General features: G+C 62.5%; 8 protein-coding genes and 1 pseudogene. 3 read left to right on the forward strand and 6 right to left on the reverse strand.

Annotated features, from left to right (window positions below; all coding sequences use genetic code 11):
* From RT513_RS08915 to RT513_RS08940, 6 genes are all read right to left on the reverse strand, one after another.
* Entirely contained in the window at nt 1-1335 is a 1335-nt protein-coding gene (locus RT513_RS08915) for an LLM class flavin-dependent oxidoreductase (RefSeq protein WP_290686452.1), read from the reverse strand.
* 14 nt (nt 1336-1349) lie between these two features.
* A complete protein-coding gene (locus tag RT513_RS08920) occupies nt 1350-2321 on the reverse strand; it encodes an MsnO8 family LLM class oxidoreductase (RefSeq protein WP_290686449.1) in 972 nt (323 codons plus the stop codon).
* A gap of 188 nt (nt 2322-2509) precedes the next feature.
* Complete coding sequence (locus RT513_RS08925; protein WP_290686446.1) at nt 2510-2659, reverse strand: hypothetical protein; 150 nt, start codon at nt 2657-2659, stop codon at nt 2510-2512.
* A 175-nt stretch (nt 2660-2834) separates the two neighbouring features.
* Nucleotides 2835-3086, reverse strand: a complete 252-nt coding sequence (locus tag RT513_RS08930; protein WP_290686443.1) for a hypothetical protein — start codon at nt 3084-3086, stop codon at nt 2835-2837.
* Between the two features lie 291 nt (nt 3087-3377).
* On the reverse strand, nt 3378-4436 hold the full coding sequence (locus RT513_RS08935; protein WP_290686441.1) for an alpha/beta hydrolase family esterase: 1059 nt from the start codon (nt 4434-4436) through the stop codon (nt 3378-3380).
* Between the two features lie 24 nt (nt 4437-4460).
* Nucleotides 4461-4871, reverse strand: a complete 411-nt coding sequence (locus RT513_RS08940) for a CopG family transcriptional regulator (RefSeq protein WP_290686438.1) — start codon at nt 4869-4871, stop codon at nt 4461-4463.
* Between the two features lie 202 nt (nt 4872-5073).
* On the opposite strand from RT513_RS08940, the gene RT513_RS08945 reads away from it, so the two are divergent.
* The 3 genes and pseudogenes from RT513_RS08945 to RT513_RS08955 all read left to right on the forward strand — a co-directional run.
* Nucleotides 5074-5202 carry a hypothetical protein gene (locus RT513_RS08945; RefSeq protein ID WP_290686435.1) on the forward strand — a complete coding sequence of 43 codons (129 nt, stop codon included), beginning with the start codon at nt 5074-5076 and terminating at the stop codon, nt 5200-5202.
* 599 nt (nt 5203-5801) lie between these two features.
* On the forward strand, nt 5802-6143 hold the full coding sequence (locus tag RT513_RS08950; protein ID WP_290686432.1) for a zinc ribbon domain-containing protein YjdM: 342 nt from the start codon (nt 5802-5804) through the stop codon (nt 6141-6143).
* A gap of 674 nt (nt 6144-6817) precedes the next feature.
* Nucleotides 6818-7248 (forward strand): annotated as a pseudogene (locus RT513_RS08955) (IS5 family transposase); the annotation flags it as partial.
* Between the last annotated feature and the right edge of the window lie 59 nt (nt 7249-7307).

A 7307-nucleotide genomic window follows, 5' to 3' on the forward strand; every position in this document is an offset into this window, starting at 1 on the left:
CTATACGGCTGCGGCCTGCGGGAGCGGCCCCGCGCGATAGCGGCTTTCCCGGAATGGCAGGCCGAGATGGTCCCGCAAAGTCTCTCCCGGAAGCTCGCGGTTGTACCGGCCCTGCGCCTCAAGCTCCGGGATCACGAGGTCGATGAAGTCCTGAAGCCCCTCCGCGATGACGGAAAAGCCCAGGATGAAGCCGTCACACGCGCCCGCGTCGATCCAGCGGATGATCTCCCGCGCCACATCCGGCCCGGTCCCGATGAAATTCGGCCGGGGCGTGGCGGCGGCAAGGGCCGCTTCACGCAGGGTCTGACCCTTTTCACGGGCCACGCGCTTGATCCGATCCGTGGTGGAGCGGAAGGAGTTCCGGCCGAGATCGCCCAGATCGGGAAAGGGGGCGTCCGGGTCATACTGGCTGAAATCGTGGTGCTCGAAGTAACGGCCCAGATAGGCCAGTGCTTCCTCCACGGAGATCAGGTCGCGGATGATCCGGTATTTCTCCTCCGCCTCCGCAGATGTCCGCCCGATGATCGGGGCGATGCCGGGAAACACCTTCACGTCGGAGCGCGCCCGGCCATGTGCCTGAGCAGCGTCCTTGACGCGATTGGTGAAGGCGCGGGTTTCGTCGAGATCGGGAGAATGGGTGAACACGGCATCGGCATATTTCCCGGCAAGCCCGATGCCCGCATCCGACGATCCCGCCTGGAAGATCACCGGCTGCCCCTGTTTGGAGCGCGGCGCGTTGAGCGGCCCCGTCACCTGGAAGAAGCGTCCCTTGTGGTTCAGCGTGTGCAGCTTTTCGGGGTCGAAGAACCGGCCCGTCTCCCGGTCACGCGGGATCGCATCCTCGTCCCAGCTGTCCCAGAGACCCTGCGTGACCTCCAGATATTCGTCGGCGATCTCGTAGCGCAGCGCGTGTTCGGGATGGGCGCGCGAATAGTTCAGCGCGGAGCCTTCCAGAGGTGTCGTCACCACGTTCCAGCCCGCGCGCCCCCCGGACAGCAGGTCGAGCGACGCCAGCTGCCGCGCCACGGTGAACGGGTCCGAATAGGAGGTGGAGACCGTCCCGGCGAGGCCGATCTTTGTCGTTTCCCGTGCGAGTGCCGAGAGCAGCGTCAGCGGCTCGAAGCGGTTGAGGAAATGCGGGATCGACTTTTCGTTGATATACAGCCCGTCGGCCACGAAGGCGAAAGCGATGCCCGCCGCCTCTGCCTTGCGCGCCGTCCGGGCGAGAAAGTCGAAGTTCACGCTCGCATCCGCCGGACCGGAGGGGTGTTTCCAGGCGTTCATATGCCCGCCCGCGCCCTGAAGCATGATCCCGAAAGTAATGTCTGCGGCCATGTGCCTGCTCCTGTTCACGCGGCCCGGCGCTGACGCGCCCGGGCGATGAGTTGGATGGAACGGAGCCGCCGCGCGGCATCCGCAACCGGAATGTCGAGGATGAATTCCCGCACGCCATGATCGCGTTGCAGGCTGGCCAGTTCCTCGTGAATGTCCTCTCCCGTGCCTGCGACGATCCGGGGACGGCGTTCGCTGATGCTGTAGTCCTGCGCCCCTGACTCTGCCGCATAGGCCTCAGCCGCGGCAAGGGAGCCGAGGTTCACTGCCTGCCCGCCGGGCAGTTGCAGGCGATAGACCCGCAGGTCCACCACCGCCTGCTCCGCTTCGCTGCGCGAGGGCGCGGCAAAGGCCGTCACCGAGAGCAGTGAGGCGCCCTTGCCCCCAGCGTGGAGGGCGAGCGTCGCGCGCAGGCTGTCCGCATCGCCGTCGTGATGCCCGGCATGGACATAACCCCAGCCGAGGTCCGCCGCCCTCTGGGCGCTATCGGGGCTCGCGCCCAGCAGGAACAGTTCCAGCCCCTGCCGCGGTGCGGGCCGCAGTTCGGCGCCGGACGGGCGTCCCTTGAGCCAGCCATCCAGCTCCGCCAGCTTGATATTGAAGTCCCGCGGTGTCAGGCGTTCGGATTGCAGCGCGCGAATGCTCTGCGGAAGGCCTCCGGGCGCCTTGCCGATCCCGATATCCACCCGCCCCGGCCCGAGATGGCTCAGCACGGAAGCGATCTCCGCCACCTTGTAGGGACTGTAGTGTTGCAGGAGAATGCCGCCGGTGCCGATCCGAAGCGCCCGGGTCCGTGCCAGCAGATGGGCAACAAGAAGCTCCGGCGCGGCGCTGGCGAGTGCGTCGAACCCGTGATGCTCGGCCAGCCAGTAGCGATGGTAGCCCAGCCGGTCGGCAGCCTCTGCCAGCGCGATGGTGGCGGCCAGGGCATCCGTATCGGTCGCCGTTGCGACAGGGCTCTTGTCCAGAAGGCTCAGTAGATATGTCATCTTGGATCACGGTCAGGAAGCGATAAAGTAATGTTAGTCTACCGAGTTACTGTAGTAAATCGGAGGGGGCTTCTGAAATTTGATCTGAAAAGGGGTGAAACTTCTCCCGGGTGGCAGGGATGAAACAGAAACATTCCCCTCATAGTCATCAGGATGATGGGGAGCAGTAACGTAATTAATTGACTTTATTATATTATGTCGCAGACGACGATGATCGGCGCCGCCTGCCGCATCCGCACCACGCCTTCGATCCCATCCAAGTCGGGCAGGTTGAGGTCCAGCAATAACGGCCACGCCTCCAGGTCCAGCGCCGCCGCTAGGCTGCCTACCGCCGCCACCTCCCCGATCCCCACGGGGCCCGGTCGGCGTCATGGACAGCGCGTCGCAGAGCAGCGGATGGTCATCCACATCAGCGCGGTCCGCAAATCCTGCGCCCCATCGGCCATCGCCTGCGCCGTTTGGTTTCCCCCTTCCCTGCGGTGGCCGGCTCCCTCCGACCCCCGCAGGTCGATCCTAGCGCCCGGAGCGCCCCGTGGCGGAACCCCGCGCCCTGCCAGCATCCCCCTGCAGCGCGCGGAGCAAATAGGACATTGGTCCCATCACGGCGGCTCCAGCCGCATCCCAGCCGCGGGACGCGTTGATCTGCAAACTGTAGCGGCCTGGATGCGGGGTGAGGAAACACCCCACCCCCGCGCCCGCCTGATGCAGGTTCTCCACCACCGCCCCCGTGCCATCCAGCAGATAGATCACAAAGATCGCGTCCATGCTTTCGAACACCAGTTGGGCGGGGCCTTGTCGAATGGCGGCGTGATCTGGTTGCCGGTGCCGCGGAATTCCACCGTCGCCGCACGGGCGGGCAGGGCGCCGATATGATCGGCGGACATCCGCTTGATGCGGAAGCCCTAGCTCAGATAGACGCGCCTGTCTGATAGCGCACGTTCTCCGTCCAGTAATCCTCCATCCAGTCGTTGGAAGGCACCTAGAAGAGGCCGGTCGTCTGGCCGGCATCACGGGAGGTTGTCGCGTGACGCTGCAAATCCTTGCCGCGGCGGCAACCTAGTCTTTCCGCAGGCTGAGAAAGAAGCGCACCATCTCGGCGCTTGCATCAGGACCCTTGGGATCGCTGTAGGTGCCGCGAGGATTTCCGCCGGACCAGGCATGGCCCAAGCCTTCAATCGTCCAATGCTCCAGCAGCACCGCCCCGTCGCTTGCCGTGGTGGTTTCGCGGACGAAGTTGCGCCCATTCGTCTGCCCGGAAATCCTGTCCAGAAGCGTCTGCTTCGGCCCGGCGGCAAGGACGTCTGCCCCGATCCGGCCCGCATTCGATCCGTGCACGGTCTGATCCGCGCTGCCCTGGAAGATGATCGTAGGTGTGGCGCGCAGGTCCCGTCTGTGGGCGATCTCGCCTGCCCTGCCCCCCATGGCCGCGAAGGCCGATGGCACATCCCTTGCACTGCCGAATGGCAGTCCCGAATGCGCACCCACAGCGGCGAAGACATCGTCATATGTCTGGCCAAGGATCACCGCCATCGCCGCCCCTGCCGACAGTCCGGCGACGAAGGTCAGTGCCGGGGGGATATCGTGGTCCCTTGAAATCTCGGAGGCGAGGCCGGCAAGAATCGCCGGCTCGCCCCTGCCCCGGCGCTGGTCACCGGGGCTGAACCAGTTCCAGCAAGACTGCGCGTTATCGCCCCGCGACTGCCGCGGATAGACGATGATGAGCCGATGCTGTTCGGCAAGCGCGTTCATCCCGGTGCCCACCGCGAAATCGGCGCCGTTCTGGGTGCAGCCATGCAACATCATGATCACCCCTGCAGCACCATTCGCGGCGCTGGCGGGGACATACTTCAGATACTCACGCCCCCCCGCATCGCAGACAAAGTGCCCACTGTCGAAGCGCGCACCCGGAACCAGCCGCTCTGTCGGCGCAGTGTCCAGTCTTGCGCCCATGCCGGACAGCGCGGAAAGCGCGGAAAGCGGATTTGTCGCCGCTGCGCCGCTGCCGTCAGCGGCGAGACCGTGCTGCGCGAGGGTGCGGCGTACGAGATCATGGGCATTGCCTGGGCGTACGTCGGCAATCGCCCGGCGCAGCGCGCCGAGGTCGAGTGGTTTCATGCTGCAATTCCTTGGTTCAGGTGATTAGTGGATACGGTCGCCGAGTGCTTTCCGGATGTCGTCGCCTGCCTGCAAAGCGCCGAGCACGGTGATCGAACCGATGGTTGCCACGGCGAGTTCGGGGGTCACGTCAGGCGCAATCCGCGCGAGGCCGACGACACTGACATGCAGCCGCTCCCCCTTCTCGCGCAGCGCCTGAAGCTCGGCTCGGGTGATCGTGCGCAAGCCGAGATCCATGGTGTTACGCTCAAGCGACCGGGTCACGACCTCGTCATGAGCGGCCAGCTGGTTGCGGATCGCCGTGCGGATGAAGTCGCTGCGGTTGGAATAAAACCCCTCCTGCACCAGAAGGTCGATCCGTCCCAGATCGACGTAACCCAGATTCAGGGTGATCTTCTCGCTGTCTGTCATCTTGGTGAGTGTGTGTCCCGCCATGACAGCACTCCTTGTTCCATTTGGATGGTATATGGATGGTATATGGATGGTTTCAAGAGGCCCTCACCCATTCTCCGGCTTGAAGCATCCATGACGATTGCGCTGCCGGACGCCCCCCTTTGAGAAAGGGCTATCTATCTTCCCGCAAAGGTCTAATTTGTCTGAACCGTCGATTTAGGCGGCAGTTCTGAGGAGCAGGCCAATGGCCAAGGGCATGGACAAGCGAAAACGCGATGAGAAGAAACCGAAGGCGGTAAAGCCGAAGGTGATTGCTGCCGCACCCAGCACCAAAGACAAGGTTTCCAAAGCCGTCGCTGAGAAAACCAAATGACGGCATCAGACGGGCGCACGGCGGAAGAGCCTGCGCTCGTCGGTGTCTGGAGGCGCAAGCCCTCGATGTCGGGAAACGGTGCGCGTTGAGGGGCGGTCGGTCCAAAATTGCGGCTGTACCGATCCTGCCTTGAACATCGCCGCTAATCGGCGGCATCTGCGGTTATGTCAGCCGAAGCTAGTTCAGGCTGGCGGCCCGATGCCTGATTTCCGCTCAGTCTCTTCTCCTCTTTCTACGCGGCGGGGGAAATGCCTCGTCCGCGCAGCCCCTAGTTGATGGCAGATCGCGCATTATCCTCGGGCAAGAGCACAATGGGCGGATTCAAGGAAATCGCAGCCCCTCCAAGATCATGTTGGAGTGCGACGGTCCGTCCCCTGCCAGCCCGCGTCTGGATGGGAAGCCACGTTGCTGCAATGAGGCTTTTGAAGGGTAACTTATGAAACATGATAACCGCCTTACTGTCCTCTTCCAGAATCGGGCGAGAGGCGGCTGAGTTGCCAATAGCCGATAGAAGGGATCGAGAGACAGTCGGTCCATCGAGAACGACGGCGATGATTTCGTCTCGCCTCGACCTGCCCCGCTCTGATATAGGCCGAGGTATGATAGAACCTTTGCCTCCCTGCCCCGAGTGTCGCTCCACCTACACCTACGAGGGGGAAACACTGCTTAACTGTCCCGAGTGCGGGCATGAATGGCCTCTTACCGGTCCCATTGAGGGCCGTACCGAGGTGCGCGATAGCGTAGGCAATCTCCTAGCGGATGGCGACACCGTCACCGTGATCAAGGATCTCAAGCTCAAGGGATCGTCTGGCGTTATCAAGGTCGGCACCAAGGTGCGCAGCATTCGGTTGGTTGATGGTGATCACGACATTGATTGCAGAATCCCGGGAATCGGGGCGATTGGACTTAAGTCGCAATTTGTGAAGAAAGTTACTGATTAGCGGAGTTCGACGCTGCCCTACGTTGTTAGCGCCGGGGTAAGTCATGAGATATTAGATAAGGGTAGGTCGTGCGCGATTGTTAAGCATGCTTAAGCAATCGGTAAAGGTCTGTAACTTCTGCGTGGGTCACTATTTGCTTGAACCATGCCGGGTTTTTGTGACGTTCCAGTTCTCGAGCGGGATGGAGCATTATAGACAAGACGACCAAGAGGTTTTCGCCTGGAGCGCGCGAGGTCGTTGTCTTTTGACAATAGGGGTCAGAACGGTTCTCGTTGGTAGTCATGTCTATCATGGCGAAGATCGGTGGCACGCCCCAAACACTGAATGACTGAGTCCAGAAGACTGAAATTGATCGTGGCAAGCGAGCACCCGTCCTCACTTGGAATATTAGTTTACGTCACTTTTATACTGATGCCTATGGCAGACGCATCGCCGGTTGGCATACCGAGCACTTCGGCCCAATCAGGTCTTGTTCTCCATGCACTGGAGCAGGCATCCGCTACCACCGCTCCGCAGATCGCATGGCTAGGCAACTAAGTTAGGCTCCAAACCCAATCAGAGACTTGCTTTTTATGTGCATCTTCTAATTCACTTTCGGTACTGGTCAGGGGCGGTAAGCGATGTCGGGTGGCTTTTGGCTTGCGGACCGGGCGTGGGCGGCAATCTAGCCGCTCTTGCCGAAGAACCAGCCTGGGGCGCGGCGGGTGGATGACCGTCGCGTCATCAGCGGGATCATCCCTGTGCTGCGGATCGGCTGCCGGTGGGAGGATTGCCCGCCAGAATACGGCCCACCTACGACGATCTACAATCGCTTCAACCGCTGGAGCCATCGCGGCCTCTGGGGGCGCATCTTCGCCACGCTGGCCACACAGGCCGAACTGCCGGACGAGCTGAGCATCGGCAGCACCGCCGTGCATGCCCACCGCTCCGCACACGGCGGAAAAGGCGGGCGCAGAGTCAGGCCATCGGGCGCTCGCGTGGCGGTCTAACCACCAAAATCCATGCTCTGACAGATGGTTGTGGGCGAGCGGTGGCCTTCACCCTTAGCCACGGCCAACATGCGGACATCTCGGAAGCACCCGCGCTCTTGGACACATGTCCCGCGCCGGCGGTCACGTCCGTCGAGGTTGTGTAATTTCCCGGATGGCCTGAGGTCATGATCAG

The organism is Haematobacter sp. (assembly GCF_032102465.1).
Taxonomy (GTDB): domain Bacteria; phylum Pseudomonadota; class Alphaproteobacteria; order Rhodobacterales; family Rhodobacteraceae; genus Haematobacter.